The sequence below is a fragment of the Acidovorax sp. GW835-FHT14G06 genome (assembly GCF_058793595.1).
Genome location: NZ_JBXAGA010000045.1, coordinates 1 through 1,676 on the forward strand (window position 1 = coordinate 1; position 1,676 = coordinate 1,676).

At 64.1% G+C, this 1,676-nt stretch carries 2 protein-coding genes; both read left to right on the plus strand.

The window, feature by feature from the left end; all coding sequences use genetic code 11:
• Nucleotides 1-738, plus strand: a 738-nt coding sequence (locus AC1Q64_RS25635) for an electron transfer flavoprotein subunit beta/FixA family protein (protein ID WP_492253173.1), incomplete at its 5' end; no start/stop codon positions are given.
• A 12-nt stretch (nt 739-750) separates the two neighbouring features.
• A partial coding sequence (locus AC1Q64_RS25640) for an electron transfer flavoprotein subunit alpha/FixB family protein (protein ID WP_492253174.1) occupies nt 751-1,676 on the plus strand: 926 nt, incomplete at its 3' end.

The following is a 1,676-nucleotide window of genomic DNA, read 5'->3' on the forward strand; positions in this document are numbered from 1 at the left end:
GTCCCTGTCAAGCGCGTGGTGGACTACAACGTGAAGGTCCGCGTGAAGTCGGACAACACGGGTGTGGACATCGCCAACGTGAAGATGAGCATGAACCCCTTTGACGAAATCGCCGTTGAAGAGGCCGTGCGCCTGAAAGAAAAAGGCCTGGTGACCGAAGTCATCGCTGTGAGCTGCGGCGTGGCCCAGTGCCAGGAAACCCTGCGCACTGCCATGGCCATTGGCGCCGACCGCGCCATCCTTGTCGAGACCGACGTCGAACTGCAGCCCCTGGCCGTGGCCAAGCTCCTCAAAGCCCTGGTGGACCAAGAGCAGCCTTCCCTCGTCATCCTGGGCAAACAAGCCATCGACGACGACGCCAACCAGACCGGCCAGATGCTGGCCGCATTGGCCGACCTGCCCCAGGCCACGTTTGCCAGCAAGGTCGAACTGTCAGCCGACAAGGTCAGCGTGACGCGTGAAGTGGACGGCGGCCTGGAAACCCTGGCCCTGACACTCCCGGCCGTCATCACCACCGACCTGCGCCTGAACGAGCCCCGCTACGTCACCTTGCCCAACATCATGAAGGCCAAGAAAAAGCAGCTCGACGTCGTCAAGCCTGAAGACCTCGGTGTGGACGTAACCCCCCGCTTGAAGACCCTCAAGGTGACCGAGCCCGCCAAGCGCGGCGCGGGCGTGAAGGTGGCCGACGTGGCTGCCCTGGTCGACAAGCTCAAAAACGAAGCAAAAGTCATCTAAGGAGAACAACAAATGACCGTACTCGTTATTGCTGAACACGACAACGCCTCCATCAAGGGCGCCACGCTGAATACCGTCACGGCCGCTGTGGCCTGCGGTGGCGACGTGCACGTGCTGGTTGCTGGCCACAACGCCGGTGCAGCCGCACACGCAGCCGCCCAGATCGCCGGCGTCGCCAAAGTCATCCATGCCGACGCCCCCGGCCTGGAGCACGGCCTGGCAGAAAACGTGGCCGCGCAAGTGCTGGCCATCGCTGGCAACTACAGCCACATCCTGTTCCCGGCGACTGCCAGCGGCAAGAACGTGGCCCCCCGCGTGGCGGCCAAGCTCGATGTCGCCCAGATCAGCGACATCACCAAGGTCATCGCAGCCGATACGTTTGAGCGCCCCATCTACGCCGGCAACGCCATTGCCACCGTGCAAAGCCAGGATGCCGTCAAGATCATCACCGTGCGCACCACCGGCTTTGACGCCGCAGCCGCCACCGGTGGAGCAGCAGCGGTGGAAACCGCAGCAGCCACCGCCGACGCAGGCAAGAGCAGCTTCGTGGGCAGCGAAATCGCCAAGAGCGACCGGCCCGAGCTGACTGCCGCCAAGATCATCGTCTCGGGTGGCCGGGCGCTGGGCAGCAAGGAAAAGTTCGACGAAGTCATGACCCCGCTGGCCGACAAGCTGGGAGCCGCTTTGGGTGCCAGCCGCGCGGCAGTGGACGCAGGCTACGCCCCCAACGACTGGCAAGTGGGCCAGACGGGCAAGATCGTGGCGCCGCAGCTGTATGTGGCCGCCGGCATCTCGGGTGCGATCCAGCACTTGGCCGGGATGAAAGACTCCAAGGTGATCGTGGCGATCAACAAGGACCCTGAGGCGCCGATCTTCAGCGTGGCCGACTACGGGCTGGAGGCGGATCTGTTTGCGGCTGTGCCTGAACTGGTCAAGGC